This window comes from Paenibacillus massiliensis 2301065 = DSM 16942, assembly GCF_000377505.1.
Lineage (GTDB): Bacteria > Bacillota > Bacilli > Paenibacillales > Paenibacillaceae > Paenibacillus > Paenibacillus massiliensis.
On the sequence record NZ_KB898188.1, the window covers coordinates 212,446 to 227,614 of the forward strand.

14 protein-coding genes are annotated in these 15,169 nt (G+C 49.2%); 9 read left to right on the plus strand and 5 right to left on the minus strand.

All coding sequences use genetic code 11. The features are described from left to right. The first annotated feature begins 15 nt into the window (after nucleotides 1–15). Both D328_RS0109845 and D328_RS30235 read left to right on the plus strand, forming a co-directional pair. Complete coding sequence (locus tag D328_RS0109845; RefSeq protein ID WP_018884828.1) at nucleotides 16–342, plus strand: immunity protein TriTu family protein; 327 nt, start codon at nucleotides 16–18, stop codon at nucleotides 340–342. Between the two features lie 196 nt (nucleotides 343–538). Continuing rightward, nucleotides 539–1,027, plus strand: a complete 489-nt coding sequence (locus D328_RS30235) for a hypothetical protein (RefSeq protein ID WP_018884829.1) — start codon at nucleotides 539–541, stop codon at nucleotides 1,025–1,027. 209 nt (nucleotides 1,028–1,236) lie between these two features. Here the strand turns inward: D328_RS30235 and D328_RS0109855 are convergent, their stop codons facing one another. After that, the gene (locus D328_RS0109855; protein WP_018884830.1) at nucleotides 1,237–1,782 is read right to left on the minus strand and encodes a CueP family metal-binding protein; all 546 of its coding nucleotides are present in this window, start codon (nucleotides 1,780–1,782) and stop codon (nucleotides 1,237–1,239) included. A 400-nt stretch (nucleotides 1,783–2,182) separates the two neighbouring features. On the opposite strand from D328_RS0109855, the gene D328_RS0109860 reads away from it, so the two are divergent. Next, nucleotides 2,183–2,593 carry a DUF3592 domain-containing protein gene (locus D328_RS0109860; RefSeq protein WP_018884831.1) on the plus strand — a complete coding sequence of 137 codons (411 nt, stop codon included), beginning with the start codon at nucleotides 2,183–2,185 and terminating at the stop codon, nucleotides 2,591–2,593. A 240-nt stretch (nucleotides 2,594–2,833) separates the two neighbouring features. Here the strand turns inward: D328_RS0109860 and D328_RS0109865 are convergent, their stop codons facing one another. Then, entirely contained in the window at nucleotides 2,834–5,137 is a 2,304-nt protein-coding gene (locus D328_RS0109865; protein ID WP_018884832.1) for a hypothetical protein, read from the minus strand. Nucleotides 5,138–5,220: 83 nt separating this feature from the next. Then, entirely contained in the window at nucleotides 5,221–6,606 is a 1,386-nt protein-coding gene (locus D328_RS0109870) for an SMI1/KNR4 family protein (protein ID WP_018884833.1), read from the minus strand. Nucleotides 6,607–6,815: 209 nt separating this feature from the next. Here D328_RS0109870 and D328_RS0109875 point away from each other — a divergent pair, with 209 nt between their 5' ends. From D328_RS0109875 to D328_RS0109890, 4 genes are all read left to right on the plus strand, one after another. Beyond that, nucleotides 6,816–7,553 (plus strand): cyclase family protein, encoded by a 738-nt coding sequence (locus tag D328_RS0109875; RefSeq protein WP_018884834.1) that lies wholly within the window; start codon nucleotides 6,816–6,818, stop codon nucleotides 7,551–7,553. Nucleotides 7,554–7,634: 81 nt separating this feature from the next. Beyond that, nucleotides 7,635–8,309: a hypothetical protein gene (locus D328_RS0109880; RefSeq protein WP_018884835.1), complete on the plus strand. Its 675-nt coding sequence runs from the start codon at nucleotides 7,635–7,637 to the stop codon at nucleotides 8,307–8,309. Nucleotides 8,310–8,367: 58 nt separating this feature from the next. Continuing rightward, on the plus strand, nucleotides 8,368–8,937 hold the full coding sequence (locus tag D328_RS0109885; protein ID WP_018884836.1) for a DUF1697 domain-containing protein: 570 nt from the start codon (nucleotides 8,368–8,370) through the stop codon (nucleotides 8,935–8,937). Between the two features lie 149 nt (nucleotides 8,938–9,086). Beyond that, nucleotides 9,087–9,866, plus strand: coding sequence for a sporulation protein (locus D328_RS0109890; protein WP_018884837.1), 780 nt, complete (start codon nucleotides 9,087–9,089; stop codon nucleotides 9,864–9,866). A 251-nt stretch (nucleotides 9,867–10,117) separates the two neighbouring features. Here the strand turns inward: D328_RS0109890 and D328_RS0109895 are convergent, their stop codons facing one another. Beyond that, on the minus strand, nucleotides 10,118–10,699 hold the full coding sequence (locus D328_RS0109895; RefSeq protein WP_018884838.1) for an NAD(P)H-dependent oxidoreductase: 582 nt from the start codon (nucleotides 10,697–10,699) through the stop codon (nucleotides 10,118–10,120). Between the two features lie 106 nt (nucleotides 10,700–10,805). Between D328_RS0109895 and D328_RS0109900 the strand changes: the two genes are divergently transcribed. Together D328_RS0109900 and D328_RS0109905 are read left to right on the plus strand one after the other, a co-directional pair. Continuing rightward, complete coding sequence (locus D328_RS0109900) at nucleotides 10,806–11,300, plus strand: MarR family winged helix-turn-helix transcriptional regulator (protein ID WP_018884839.1); 495 nt, start codon at nucleotides 10,806–10,808, stop codon at nucleotides 11,298–11,300. Nucleotides 11,301–11,660: 360 nt separating this feature from the next. Continuing rightward, nucleotides 11,661–13,751 carry a TerD family protein gene (locus D328_RS0109905; RefSeq protein WP_018884840.1) on the plus strand — a complete coding sequence of 697 codons (2,091 nt, stop codon included), beginning with the start codon at nucleotides 11,661–11,663 and terminating at the stop codon, nucleotides 13,749–13,751. Nucleotides 13,752–13,991: 240 nt separating this feature from the next. Here the strand turns inward: D328_RS0109905 and D328_RS0109910 are convergent, their stop codons facing one another. After that, nucleotides 13,992–15,143 carry an immunity 26/phosphotriesterase HocA family protein gene (locus D328_RS0109910; RefSeq protein ID WP_018884841.1) on the minus strand — a complete coding sequence of 384 codons (1,152 nt, stop codon included), beginning with the start codon at nucleotides 15,141–15,143 and terminating at the stop codon, nucleotides 13,992–13,994. Nucleotides 15,144–15,169: the final 26 nt, after the last annotated feature.

Genomic DNA, 15,169 nt, shown 5'->3' on the forward strand with positions numbered 1-15,169 from the left:
AGGAGGACGATCTATATGCTTCACCAGCTTTTTCTACAATGGGCAGAGCACACACAGGAGCACTTGCAAGCTAATGGCATCGCAACGATTGAATTCATCCATTCACAAGAAAGCGAGACAAATGCTACTGCGGACCCTTCGACTGGAGTCCTCCATGAATCCCGGCTCTGCCTAGGCAAGATCGTCGTCTGGGCATCGCAGCAAATGGAATTTGAGGTCATACACATCGAGTCCGAGGAACTCATCCTGTGGAAATATATTGATCGTATTGAGAAGAGTGCTGATTTTGGCGAGTTGCTGACAGACTACTGGCAAGCACTTCGATCCGGAGTACGGCCCTAGGCTGCTGCATAGTAGATGTATCGTACTTGGGCACATGGACTGATCGTGCATTCATTGTGGCCCAAGTTATTCTCACTGCACCTTATCCTGTAAGATAATCTATGAGCGAGGACACCTCTCTACAAGAATTTACCCTGGAACGCTAAGTCGAAGTCTTCGCACCTCATTTATAAACGAATCGAGGGAGGAATCCATCGTGAGAGATGACATTCAGCATGGACAATTGGAGCTGTGTGAAGGAAACAGGAAGCTGCTGCTTCACAACGGGTTAACAGAACAGCAGCTAACCGATTCAGACATGTACAAGCACCTATCTGTAGAGGTTCGAGATCTTGGGAACGGAAACGTATGGTACACCCTGGGATGTGTCCACGTATCCGATATACCCTTTTACGTCTCATTATGCTTTCGTACGTCACACCTTGTGTGCGCGTATTTATCTGCGGATAGACCTGACTTCCCTAAGTCCTGGGAGGAATGGAGCGAAGAAGCTGAGCTTACCAAGAAACGGCTGCATGATCGCATCCTCATGGATATGCTAGGCAGACAACCAGATGTGCGACGCTCACATCCGTATCCCTACATAGAATATCAACTGGCTTGGGGGACTGTTATCTCCAGCTATGACCCCCGATCTGCTGCCTCCTCCATAGGGATTCACTATAACCTTGGGGACTCATTATGAACTTGGGGCATCCCCGCTCGATTCAGGATTGATTTCTTGTGAATGTCTCACATGCGAAAAGTGGGATTGCCCTAGCGAGACGAAATGTCCAGCTTAAGCTTGCTGTTCATAAACTTTTCTGTTTCGTTTCAATGAACAGCAAGCTTATCAATGATCGACAAATTCCCCCACTTGCTGGCTCTACACGCCTATTTAATCTAACTAAGATACTAGATTAATTGCATCGTTGTGATGCAGGTGTTATCCCCCTCACGGGTAGAAATGTCCGCCTCAGATGTCTTGCCCTCATGTTCAATCGTAATATGATAGGTCTGATCACGTGGTAGCCACAGATCGATAAAGCCATTAGACTGAGACTTCACAACGTCACGGTTCATCACGGTATTGCCGCTCTCATCCTCAATGGATATCATGAACTCCTGATCCTGGAGCTCTCCTTCACAGCCTGTCAGACTATGAATCTCACAGGGATGCGTCTGCTGAATATACGGCGCAATGGACACAAAAAACTCATCACCATCTACCGCATAAGTCTGGGTGTGCTCCTTGCTGTCGGTAACCGTCAGCTGATGTGAAGTGATCGAGGCAGATTGCGCATCCACTTGACCTGTGCTAATCTGCTGCACGAAGGACTTGATATCTCCCGTTACCACACTGGTGGTACTCGCCTCCTTCTGCTGCGGGCCCCCTATGAACAGATATGTGCCTACAGCAATCACCACAAGTCCAACAACTATTGAAATTCCTTTTCTCATATAGTTCAACTCCTCGTTCCTATCTCTGATCTGATGCTCATGGGATGAGAGCAACTGGTATATATCGGCACACGATCTTCTCTCCTCCGTATCTAGAAGTGGCACAGACGAAGGAATACGACATATCTATCCATTATAGTAAAGAAAGACAAGTATGCGTGAAATTCGGCATGGAAGTCACTCGATCTTCACATTTCGACCTATTGCTAGTAGAGATGGTATACTATAGCCACATAATGGTCACAACATTGCGTGTATCAACTCGTCCAATAAACAGACCAGAAAATAGATCAATCAGGCATACAATGAATCCGTGCAACACAACACCTGATCCATGCCTGCTTGAACCGCTCATACAGACATATTAAATTCATTACACTGCACTTGGAGGATGATTAATTTGAAAGTCTGGCTCTTTCTCTTATTTTTCGCGCTCGCCTGGGCCTTCATGGGACTGGCCTTCGCACTGATTGGTGTAATGCGCAAAAGCAAGGCACGCCGCTGGCCGTCCACAGACGGCCTAATTATCAAGAAAGGGCAATTCGACAAAGATGTTCCCGACCGCTATCCTACCGTCCAATATCAAGTAAATGGCGTACAGTACGAATGTACCTCCTCCGTTCAACATCCCTCTGGCTTCAAGCCGGGAATTTCTGTGTCCGTGCGCTATAATCCTGAGCAGCCAGGACGTGCGGTCATTGACACTATTGCCCAGAATGGCACTATCTTCGCAAGAATTGGCTATGCCTTCCTTGCGACTGGATTAGTTCTTGCATTGATTGCAGCCGCCTTTGCCTGGAGCTCGATGTAAGGAATAGCTCATTAAGCTGTGTGTCTGCTTAAAGCATAGCTCTCGATACTTGGGGACATGAAAGGAACCTCTCATCACAGAGCGGATGCAGTGAAGGTGCAATTAGCTAAAAAGTGCCTGATCCGAAGACTTATGTCCTCAGCATCAGGCACTTTTGCTTTCATCAAACGGCACCGGTATCTTAACCGAATCTGATTTCAGGTTGAATGATCTCTAGGGCTTAATCGTTACCAGAAGTGATTAGGTAGAATATTGCAGGATCATCGCTTCACGTGAATATTCATCATAGGCGACCCATAGCTCATCACCCGGCACTACGCCATATACAGGTTCAATGGATTGGTAGATCTTATAGACACTACCACCTCGCTCCACCGAGATATGGGCCAGCGGACGCTCGCTTAAGGTCCCCTCATATTGTACATCTATAACCCTTGCAGCGCCTTGCTTGCCATTCAAGAGTCTCAGCTCCCTTGTATAATCCTCTCTTCTCATGCTGACAGGTATTACAGCACCCTCTTGCAACGAGAGCTCCTTGGGCACGAACATACTGTTCGTCCTGCGAAGCTGTCCCGATCCGCCCAGACCGTTTCTCTGGATAGTTGCCCCATGGGCAGTATCGCCAGCAGACATGCTCACTTCCATCACCATGAGCTGACGGTTCTGAATCGTCATCGGATACCGCTCTAGCCGAATGATCTCTCCCTGCATCGTCACCATGTCAGAGCCCTCCAGCCTGGTTACTTGACCATAGCTGATCATTCGAATCAATCCACCGATGACAGCCAGCGTCGCTCGTTCTCCGGCTCGGTACTCGAATCCGACAGGCTGCACGACAGGGACAGCGTATTGACGATCATTGGCCCTGAAATGAAGCAATAAAGCTTGCCCTCGTCCGACCTCGCCATATTTATCGATCCGTTCAAGGATTGCGTTGTCTATATTCTGACGCTCTGACTCTGCGGGGATATCCCCTTCTGTAGCAAATACGGCACGGTTCCGCTTACGATCATAACTGATCAGCACAGAATCACCGACCCGTACCTCGTTCAGGTAGGAGATGACCTTCTTGATCTCTATCTCCTTCATCTGCCCCTCATCCTCAAAGCTGATTCGAAAGGCAACCATCGGCTGATGATTGACCTCCAATCCTGTCTCCTTCATGCTAACAATCGTTCCTTGTCGCATGACACCACGTGCCACTGCACGCGCTTGCTTACGTTGCGCCAGAATGGGAACGAGCACCAGTAATCCCACGGTGAAGACTGAGATTGCAATCCATACCACCCAATTGATTACTAATGCCCCACCTTCCAGCACATAGCTCCAAAAGCTCTGCAGCGATATCGTATCCTTGCCTGCATATAGCAGCTGTAGAGCTTGTTCATAGGTTAGCTGTTGGGCAGTCGTCTGTCCCATATGCATCAACCCAAGAGTCTTCTCATCATTTACATAATAGAGAGGCCCGCTTCCAGTAGCTTTGAAAAATTGCAGGGTGGAAGCATTCAGCTCATTGTAGCTAAGCTGCCCGACTAGTGGGGACACATCCGCGAACTCGCCTGTTGCTCTCTGCAGCACATAGCCGATGACCTTACCCTGAAGCGGGTCCTTCGCAGAAGAACCGACTATGAGCGCCTCCTCTTCATTCAGCGCGTACACCTTGGCTTGATATACAGGCTGTGGTGTAGGGACAACTGCGCCCCATTTGTCAGTGGATGCGTTATAATATTGGGCTTGCTTCGGATAGCTATTCTCTACGCGCACCAGTCTCGTATTATCCCTGCCCAATTGCTTCGCAAGCTCTCCAGCGATTCGGTCTCTTTCGTCAAAAAAAGAGGCCTTATCATCTTCCAGCCCCACCGCCGGAAGCCCGTTCTGATCCAGAATACCGCTGATGTAAGCCGTCCTGTCATCAATCAGATCGGCATCAAACACCGGAATTGCTGCATCCTGATCAAAGGTCTCATTCACCTTGCTTACCCGCACAGGTCTAGCTGGCAGCTGCTCTACCTGATTTAGCATGATTTTGGCCAACTTCCCTTCATGCACCTCAGCCATGAGCAGCTCTTCGCCAGAAGTCTCACCTGCAATAAGAATTCGGTCCTGCCACGTCATGACCCCAGAGGTAAGATAGCTGGGTACTGGCAAAGTGGACATCGCCAGCTCACTGACTTCACCAGATGGATGGATGACATTCAGTTGCAAGTCCCTGCCCTCATCGTAGGTGACAATAATCAATTGATCCTTCTGATAGGATACAGCCAGCACTTCATGGACATTGGCCATGATCGTGGTCTCCTGCAGCCGTTGCCCCGTCTCTCCATCGAACATATGCAGCCTCATGCGGATTCGGTCCGGTTCATTTGTCAGTACGACTACCTTGCGCCCTTCATCAAAATAATAGAATGCCTCTGCTTCGGAATTCTTATAAAGGTTATCAATCTTATCCGTGTAATCATTCCACACAAAAATACTTAGCAATATTACAGGGAATAGAAACATCAGGTTCATGAACAAACGACCAAAGCTGAACTTACTATTCATTGGTATCTCTCCTTTCATCCACCTGTCAGTTCCCACACAGGCGAATCTTGGGCAAAAGCTATACCTTCACCCTTGGTCAAGCCTTACGGCCTGCTGCTCAGCTCCTTACGCAGTACACCTCTGACCTGATGCAAGGAAGCCGGGACCTCCTGCTCTAGCTCCTCTAGTGAAGCAAACGGGAACTCCTTCAGTCTGTGAGTGACATTGGATCGAATATAGCCCTCATTCGTAGGGTGCTGCACCAGCAATTCCTCGTACACCTCTAGCAGACCCACTTCCGTCACTCCATGAAGCGCCTGCAGAGCGATTAGCTGTACATAGGATTCCGGGTCCCGCAGTGCACGTATAAAGTCAGCAACATGCTCGGACTTGACCTGTGGCTGGCTTTTCCCGGCCTGGTATAACGACTGTACCCGGAAGTCCTTATCCGGATGAGTGAAGAAAGGCAGCACCGAGGGCAGCATATCCACCCCTGCGGCATCCAATATATAGCCAGCAAAGCGAAAGGTCTCGATGTCTTCGATCTGTGGCAATAACGCCAACAGCTCCTTTTCAAAGCTGTACATCCCTTCCGGCATGGACCATTGAATGCTCTGGACAGCTGGTAGCCAGGCTGCTTGATCCACCTCCTGCAGCCACTTGCAGATGACCGGCTCTGCCTCGGCAAAGCGCGACTTCGCCAATACCTGTAGCGCATTGTAGCGAATCTCTTCCGTACTCTCCTGACATAGCCGCAGCAAAAATTCTGCCGTGTCATCATGAATGACCGGCAGCTTGAACATGCCCTTTAGAGCCTGCATCCTTACATCGTCCCTCATCGTTGACGCATAAAGCTGCATCAGCACACGGTCGTCGCCTCCACGAGTCGTTCCGAACCAGGAGCTGTTGTAACGAGCTATAGTCTCATCCAACCAGCGCTCGTACCAGTCCAGAAAAGTCTCTTCATAGGTAACAAAGGTCTGATGACTTTCCAAATCCATATAGATTACTTTGCCCCGAAGCTCTCCCGTAACGACTAGCATAGTCTCATAGCTACAGCCCTGCTCACCAATATTCAGCAATCCTTGTGTCATTTTCGCTATGTATTCATCATATTCGGTATCGCTCATCTCATCCGTGTCAGCCTTCACAGTGTAATCAGCATCCTCGATGATCCCATCCAGCAGGCTTGTAGATTGAATTCCTGATGGCTTATGGAGCCGTTCCAGCTCCATGGATTGGTTGGTACCTAAAGGGTGAACTCCATAATATGGGCCTGCCCCTCCGTTACCAATATCTGTCAGAAATGCAGCATAGGACTCTGGTAGGATAATTCCATGTGCCTGCTCGAACTCCTGAAGTTGTGCACGGTGGAGTGGGGGATTTAACCTATAGCGATGGGAACTGGCTCCGAATACCTCGCATTCCCGGTCTGCCTGCGCAGCAAGCGGAAGCTTAAGCCTGATTCGGTCCAATTGTTCTTTAAACATTTTTTCCACTCCTTTCCTCTTAATTATATTAAACTTCCTCTTAACCGTATAATCTTACTATAGACCTAATTTTCATTGCGGATATTCGAGCAGCTGATCCGATATAAATTACTAATGATAATTATTCACATCTGTATTATGATAATTATAACTTTTATCCAAAGTATTCCTTTTTCTATAAATCCAACAAAAATATATGAGGTGATTAGATGTCAAATGAGCTGATCAAGACGTTGCAATGGCTGAAGCAAAAAGAATGGGTCGATCTGACACATACCTTTGGCCCGGATTCTCCCCACTTTCCCGCTTTTGCTGCGGCACAATTCACAACCCTGTTCGACCATGACCAGGGCTTCTTCGCCCAAAGCTTTACCTTCCCTGGACAGTACGGCACCCACCTGGATGCCCCGATTCATTTTGTCCAAGGCAAGCGATACCTGGAAGAGCTGGAGCTGAAGGAGCTGGTGCTTCCTCTGATCGTCATTGACCAATCATCTGCAGCCGCTGCCGACCCTGATTTCACTCTGGGTATCGAGCATATTCAGCAATTCGAAGCACAGCATGGTATCATTGAGCCGGGATCATTCGTTGCACTGCGGACGGACTGGAGCAAGCGCTGGCCAAGTCAGGAAGCCTTCGAGAACAAGGATGCCGAAGGCAACAGCCATTCACCAGGCTGGTCTGTGGATGCACTGCGCTTTCTATTCACCGAGCGAAAGATCACAGCCGTCGGGCACGAGACCTTTGATACAGATTCTGCAATAGATGTCAGCAAGAACGGGTCCCTCATCGCTGAGTACTATGTGCTGGAGCAGGACGCCTATCAGGTTGAGCTGCTCACCAATCTGGATCGTCTGCCTGCGAAGGGAGCTGTCATCTTTAACATCGTGCCAAAGGCTGCCAAAGCCTCTGGCTTCCCTGTTCGATCCTTCGCTATTTTACCGTAATCACAACAGCATTACTGTTGTTCATTCAACATATATTTTTCAAGTTATATTCTTCAGCTTATCATAGAAAGGATACTACTCATGCACAGCTTTCAGAGCCAGCCGTTACAGCAATCATTGACTGCCTTCATCACACAGCATCACCAATACAATGAAGCCTACGGCCTGTTCCCTGGCAATGAAATACGCTTCTACACGCAGCCAGCTACGCCGCAGATCGATAAGAGGATTCCTATGTCCCCGGAGCTGACGGATTTCTATACACACTGCAAGATCAATGATCCTGCAGCTGAAGGTACCAAACGAATGAAGCACGCAACCATCGAGATCGGTGATGGTCCGTTCTTGGACTTTCCTGCGCCCGAGGAGCTATACCGTCAGCAGCTCGGCTACCGCTGGATCACCACGGCAGACCCGAACACACTGGTGACTTCGCCGCACTGGCCTGAGCCTCACGTCGTCATAGCCAACGCTAACAGTGACCCCATCATCGTCGATACCTCTGTCCCGGGCTCGCCCGTGTATGGAGCCATTGAAGGTGGTCAGGCGAAGCTGCTTGCCCGTTCACTCGCTGATTTTTTCCAAGCGCTAGCCATCCTGATTGAAGCTGCTCTGGCGTTCGATGGACAAATAACGGATGAAGACACCTACGAGGTCAAGCCAGATTATGTTAAGCTGATCAAGGAAAAATTGAGTCCCCTACTAGAGGAAGAGATGATCCATCATTTACTGGATTACTTATCCATAAGTGAATAGTCCTGTCTGTCATCCAGTCTGCAACATATTGAATTCGAATAAAGGTGGCCACATGAAAATGATCTATGCTGCTTTATTGCGGGGAATTAATGTCGGTGGACATAATAAAATCAATATGAAGCTCTTAAAGGGTACTTTTGAGCGGATCGGAATGAAGCAGGTCACCACCTATATTAATTCTGGCAATATTGTGTTTGCTTCCGATCCGCTGCCTACTACTGAGCTTGCTGTCCAGCTGGAACAGGCCATCGCTGCTGACTTTGGCCTCTCCATCCCTGTGTTGATTCGCAGTCTGTCAGAGATGGAGCGAATCATCACCACCCTCCCTGACGAATGGAGCAATGGCGACATCATGAAGAGCGACGTTCTATTCTTATGGGAGGAGATAGACGACAGCTCAGTGGTGGAGCAGCTTCCGCTTAAGGTCGACACGGCAACCATCCTCTATACACCTGGAGCGGTGCTGGTATCGATCCCCCGCGAGCTGGTGACTCGCAGCGGCATGAACAAGCTGGTCGGTACCCGCCTATATGCCGCCATGACCATACGCAATGTCAACACGACACGACAAATATACAAGCTCATGCAAGCTGCTGCTCAGCAGGACCCTGCTGAAGACGAGAACTGAATATAGGGATATAAAACAAAGAAAGGGAGCCATATAGCTCTCTTTTCTTTGTTTTATATATTTTTTTTCAAAATGGCCTTCCAAAACTGAAACCTCTAATTTTCTTACGGCGTATCATTGTGTAATAAATCATCAAGGAGGCTAACACAATGTCCATGTTCAAAAAAATGCTCGCCAGTGTTGGGATCGGAGCAGCCCAGGTTGATTTGATGCTACACGAGTCTCATGTTCGTCCAGGCGACACGCTCACAGGGGTTGTACGTATTCAAGGAGGACGGGTCGAGCAGCAGGTCGACGCCATCTATGCCTTCGTCAAGACCAACTACATAAAAGAACAGGACGACAAGAAATACAACGTGGAGGCCACCGTATCCAAGCATCAGCTTACAGGACCCATGCTGGTAGAGCCTGAGCGCACCTACGAGTTCCCCGTCTCATTCGAGCTTCCAGCGAATACACCTGCTACTCTTGGCAGGACGCCTGTCTGGATTCAGACCGGAATGGATATTAAGGATGCCGTAGACCCTAAGGATCGGGATATGCTGCATGTTAGTCCGCATCCTTATGCTGCCGCCGTGCTGGCGGCTGTCGTGGATCACTTGGGCTTCCGGTTACGTGAGGTAACTTGTGAGTACGCACCAAAGTACAGCAGCTCGGGACAGCCTTTCGTGCAGGAATTTGAATTCGTCCCTGCGAGTCAATTCCGCAGCGAGCTGGATGAGTTGGAGATCTTCTTCACACCTTACGAGCAAGGCATTGAATTGCTGCTGCAAATTGATCGCAAGGCACGCGGGTTATCCGGCTGGCTGGCAGAAGCGATGGATGCAGATGAGCATTTCGTAAAAGTCAACTTTAGCAGCCGCGATATCGAGCAAGGCCCTCAGTTCATCGCGAGTGAGCTGCAGCGATTGATCAGATCGTACGTATAGGCTTCGGCTTCAACATCGACTTCGCCGAGGCAAGATGCTGCCACAGCCGTTTTTCATCACATATCCTAACATTCACAACGGGAGGACATAGGTCTCTCCCGTTGTCTTCGTCTTGCATCCCGCTCTATAACTGCAGCAATTACCAATTAGACTGTACCGAGCTCCGGGGATGATCCATCTGGACACTGGTGTTACTGTCACTGGTTGTGACTGCTCAAGTGCTGCAAGCTTCACATCTGTACTGGCATGACCTACATCGCCTTAAAGTAGCGATATATCTGCTCCAGTCGTTTGGACTGCTGACCATTCTTTTTCTCCATCGAGCCAAACTCGAAAAATTTCACCTTCTTGATACCGATATACTGAAACAACGCTCGCTTCATCAATACCTTGTGTGCATTATTCAGCCACAGCAACGGGTATCTCGTCGGTCCCTCCATCGTGGAAATGACCACGACAGATTTATTCTTCAGCAATCCCTCTGGCATGAGCCCTCCAGATTTGCGATAGGCAAAGTTCGTCGACATGATTCGATCTATGTAACCAAGTAGCATGGCAGGCGGACGTCCCCAGAAAATCGGATAGATGAACACATATTGATCTGCCCACAACAATTGCTCTCGATACTCCTTCATCTCCGGGTCCATATATAGATCTCGTCTCCGCTTATGCTCATTAAAGACCAAGCGCGGGTCGAAATCCTCCTCATATAGATCAAGCACCTTGATCTCGGCAGCACGTGCATTTTCTGTCAGTCCCTGAACGGTCTTCTGCAAAAAAGCATAGTTCAGACTTTGATGATTGGGGTGGGTGTAGATAATCAAGGTTTTCATTTGGCACCTTCTTTGTTATCATTTGATAATAAGCTAGCACAATATTCAAATAGTTGTCAATGGATAATTATCATTTGAAAATAAATTTACAACTTGAGGTGACTATATGAATGCCAAAGAAGTACTTTTCCAGCAGACGGTGGCTTTCGTAGCCTCGGTGCATCAGGTGCATACCGAATGGACCAAGCTGATCCCCATGGATGGCATCACACCGCTGCAATACCGTATTATCGAATATTTGATGGTTCACCAGCCGTTATCACCCAGCCAGATTAGCGTATGTATGGATGTATCCATGCCGAATACAAGTCGTGAGCTCAAGAAGCTGACGGATAAGGGGCTGTGTGTAAAATTCAACGATTCTTCTGATCGGCGTAAGCAGTACTTTCGATTATCTCCGGCAGGCGAGCAATATATGGGACAGGCATTTGCATGTATGCAGGCACAGCTCGGTACACAGCTAGAAAGCTTGAGCGAAGCAGAGCTTGGTCGGATTACGGAAGCGATGCAGCTACTGCAAGCGACCGTGTTCAAGACAGTCAACTTGTCATCTTCTACACCTACGGATGGAGCTTCAGCTGAACATTTTTTGGGTTCGTAATACTTTCGCCATGTTCGTAGCCTCCCGAATACGGCAGAATGAGTACCAAGAGAACGGTGCTGCATCGACGATTCGCTCTGCGGATTACAGTTGCCCCGCCTCCTCCAGGCTATTGCCGTCCTTCCTTCTCTCTATTGATAAGATATAGGGCAGCAGCTCTCCTGGTCATTCCCCATCAGGCTATCGCATATCTTCCTTCTCATCCAATTGATATGGCCATAGATATGCGGGTTCCCTGATGCGGGATTATTATAAAGGCTATGCAAGCGAAAGGAGGCAGCCGTGACTCCCTGCTCTCAGTCATCCTAAGGACCCTGTTCCCAAGGACTTAGCAAGAGGTTCACAGGCTAATAATGACCTATGAATAACAACGATATTTTATTACGTAGACAACGAAAATGGGCTGTACAGTCAGGAAGGCATGAGCTTCCTCTTCCCTATATAGCAACTGCACTTAAGAATATAGAACAACTCGGCTTCACATGTTCCCCTGCCCTGATCAAGGTGCTCTCTACCCTGACTCCAGCTGCTTTCGTAAAGGAATACAAGCAGTTGGTCCGTCAACTCAAGACGCTGGTCGGCGCTAATGTTACTTACACGCCGTTGTTCCCACGCTTCCCGACTGATCTCATTGAAGAGGGCTATGCCAAGCTATACGTGCATAATCTGATGCATTATTTCGGGCTGGCTATGCCTGAGCGTGAACGCACTGCACGCCCGACCCTGATCGATCATCCAGAGTTGAAGGTCATTGAGCTCGGACATCAGGAAGATCTGTCATATCTCATCAGTCAATTAATTCAGGCAGGTACCTCCATATCGGCTACCGATCGGGAGGATATTGAGCAGGTCATCGCTTCCACGGAGGATATCTCTTCACTCTTGCCTGCTCATATTCCGCACAAGGAAAATGCCAGCTTCGTTGTTGCTATGCTTCTCCGACACGGTAAGGCGAGTCCTGAGCAGATCGCTCCCTACTTCAAGACGGCTACGGACATATTGCGGCTTGCAGTCGCCCTGTCTGATGGAGATATCAGCCTCGCCCAGAATACCCGCTTCCGCAAGTTCAAGCGTAGTGAGCGACGCTTGTTGCTGGCGCTACTGGAGCAATGCTTGGGCATCACTGAGGATATGCTTCGCTACAAGGAGCCTTGGATTCGACTTGGTGAGATCCTGCATCCATCTGAATACAAGCAGCGTTATCCGCAATCCTTCGCCGCCTTTGATCTGCTGCGTAACAATCGCCCGTATGCTACCTTCGGAAGCAAGGTTGAACTGGCACTCCGCTGGCAGCAGACCGATGATGCTCTGCTGCTGCTTGCGGAGCGTCCAGGCGAGCTAGCGCGTAGATTGGATCACCTGCTGCGCACACACCCGGAGCCCTATTTCGTAACCGAGCTATTTGGTGACGTCATAGATCAGATATCGACGCCTACACTGCTCCAGCTCATTACGCATTTTACGCACCGCAACGATGAACGGGCATGGCGAACCTTTTTTCCAAAAGGAAATACCGCCAAGGCCTACACTGTACCCAATCTTCTGCCAAAGCTGGATACCACACTATGTGCTACATTGATACATCTCATCCGTCAAGCCCTGCTGGATCGCTTCGCTGAGCTTCCATCACTGGGCAAGGTCTACATTGATGAGCAATTAAGACAGCACATGGTGCCATTCTCCCAACGCTCAGCCAGCAAATCGCTGCGCACACTCGTCCGCGGAAGCCGGGTGAGCCTTCCCGAGGGAAATACCGTGCGCTTCTTCCTGTGGTGGAAGGAAGGCTTCGTGAACGGCAAGCCGACTGGCCGCGTGGATATTGACTTGTCTGCAACGCTATTCGACACAGACTGGAACTACATGGATCATATTTCATACACACATCTAAGCTCACGGAAATTCAATGCTGCGCATAGCGGTGATGTCGTTACCGCTCCGAACGGGGCCTGCGAATTCATCGATCTGGACATCGAATCTGTGATTGGTAATGGTGGTAGATATGTACTTACCTCTCTGCATTCCTTCAATAGCCAGCCGTATTGTGATCTGCCAGAATGCTATGCAGGCTGGATGATGCGCAAGCGCCCAGGCTCAGGCGAGGTATTCGAGCCGTCTACGGTGCTGGACAAAGTGGATATTACCTCCGATACACAGATTGCGGTTCCAGTCATTCTCGATCTGGTGGAGCGCACAGTCATCTGGTGTGATCTGACGTTCACAAGGGATGTAAGCCATCGCAACAATCTGGAGGGGCATCTGTCCGGCCTCGCTCTAACTGGATATACAATGGCGAACTTACGCAAGCCCAATCTGTACGATCTCTTCCTCCTTCATGCAGAGGCACGCGGCCAGCTCGTGGCTGCACCGGAAGAAGCGGACCTTGTATTCTCTGTTCACTCCGGCATCACCCCTTTCGATCTGGAGACGATTATGGCTCAATATATCGCTTAGCTTATAGGTATCTGCTCCATTCTCACCAGTACAAGTAAAGGGCTGCTCCCAAGTGCCTCAGCACAGGAAACAGCCCTTCTGTTATGTACTCATGTCCCCATAGAGTTATGTCCTCTTAGAGTTTTACCCGCATATACTAATACCTTGAACAGCTATACTCGTACTACCTTGGTACTCATCTACTGATAAGTCTGCTTCGTACAATCACTTGAGCCCAGGCTCATCGCTCAAGCCTGCTACTCAACGCTTCCCGTATGTTCGGGCCACATAGTCCAAATACTGCACTCGTGTAAGTCCACCTGTCCGACTGTTGAATTCGTCATAGGAGGTTTCTGCCGGGAAGCCATATTCCGCCAGAGCCCTGCCGCGCTCCACCTGATATACAGCATTATCCAGCGCTTGGGACCAGCTCCTTTTCTCTGGAGCCCCAAAAAAATCCGAATGCAATCCTGCATACACTCCATGGTTCAAAAATTGAAGTCCCGACTTGAAGTCTGTCTCCGCAGCCAGCTTGGACACCGTGCCAAGCCCCCACGTCAGCTCATAATGCTGCTCCTCCCCTGTGAATCGGGCCTGCTGCCCATACCCCATTGGGAACAGCACATCATCCTCTGTCAAGGTCTTATGAGCTACGTATTCATAAGCACCGCGCAGGAATCGATCATCCATTACGATCCATGTCTGCTCCGATAACGGAGCGGCAATAATCTCTTCCATGGAAGGGTTCCGGCTCGTGGTCTTATATAGATAAGGCCGTACAAAAAGCGGCATGGTCATTACACTATTCCAGATGCTCTCTTTGCCAAATAGCTTATCCTTCTGCATGCGGCGCAGATCTCCAATGACAAGTACATAACCATCGGTATGCAGGTCCAGCTCTACCCGAAAAATATCGCCCGGAGTGGCCTTATACTGCTGATTCTTCATGTACTTGAGTCGCTCCAGCTTGCGTGCATAATCACCAGGAACAATCTCCGGCAGGCGCTTCAGCCACTCTACGATCTCATCCTTGTCCTTCAATTGCTTGTAATTGGAGAATGGCAAGCTTACAGAATTCCTGTTATTCACAGCAGAAACATAGCTTGTCGAATCTCTTTCACTGATGCCTGTCGAGAAGGTAACCCCCTCTGCCTTGTAGCTGCTGACGCTGGTATAATTGAGCTTCTTCTCCTTGCCCCTAGCCGTCTTGGGCAATACAAACTGGCGCTCTCGGGTAAGTATCTCAACATCGGCCTCAGTATACGAAGCATTACTTACGCTGATTCGCTTTCTTATCACTTCGCCATCAAAGCATACCCAGAAGCCCTTGCGTAGCTCCGCCTGCTCCCAATGCTCCTTCAGCGGTTCCAGCCCAACATAATGACGTATTTCATTCGTCAGCCATGCTTCCATTCGCTACCACCTTCCTAGCCACTAAC

Excerpts from the sequence above, each read along its gene's own strand:
- D328_RS0109845 (WP_018884828.1), top strand. The coding sequence starts at position 16 with ATGCTTCACCAGCTTTTTCTACAATGGGCAGAGCACACACAGGAGCAC.
- D328_RS0109855 (WP_018884830.1), bottom strand. The coding sequence starts at position 1,782 with ATGAGAAAAGGAATTTCAATAGTTGTTGGACTTGTGGTGATTGCTGTA.
- D328_RS0109865 (WP_018884832.1), bottom strand. The coding sequence starts at position 5,137 with ATGAATAGTAAGTTCAGCTTTGGTCGTTTGTTCATGAACCTGATGTTT.
- D328_RS0109870 (WP_018884833.1), bottom strand. The coding sequence starts at position 6,606 with ATGTTTAAAGAACAATTGGACCGAATCAGGCTTAAGCTTCCGCTTGCT.
- D328_RS0109875 (WP_018884834.1), top strand. The coding sequence starts at position 6,816 with ATGTCAAATGAGCTGATCAAGACGTTGCAATGGCTGAAGCAAAAAGAA.
- D328_RS0109880 (WP_018884835.1), top strand. The coding sequence starts at position 7,635 with ATGCACAGCTTTCAGAGCCAGCCGTTACAGCAATCATTGACTGCCTTC.
- D328_RS0109885 (WP_018884836.1), top strand. The coding sequence starts at position 8,368 with ATGATCTATGCTGCTTTATTGCGGGGAATTAATGTCGGTGGACATAAT.
- D328_RS0109890 (WP_018884837.1), top strand. The coding sequence starts at position 9,087 with ATGTCCATGTTCAAAAAAATGCTCGCCAGTGTTGGGATCGGAGCAGCC.
- D328_RS0109895 (WP_018884838.1), bottom strand. The coding sequence starts at position 10,699 with ATGAAAACCTTGATTATCTACACCCACCCCAATCATCAAAGTCTGAAC.
- D328_RS0109900 (WP_018884839.1), top strand. The coding sequence starts at position 10,806 with ATGAATGCCAAAGAAGTACTTTTCCAGCAGACGGTGGCTTTCGTAGCC.
- D328_RS0109905 (WP_018884840.1), top strand. The coding sequence starts at position 11,661 with ATGAATAACAACGATATTTTATTACGTAGACAACGAAAATGGGCTGTA.
- D328_RS0109910 (WP_018884841.1), bottom strand. The coding sequence starts at position 15,143 with ATGGAAGCATGGCTGACGAATGAAATACGTCATTATGTTGGGCTGGAA.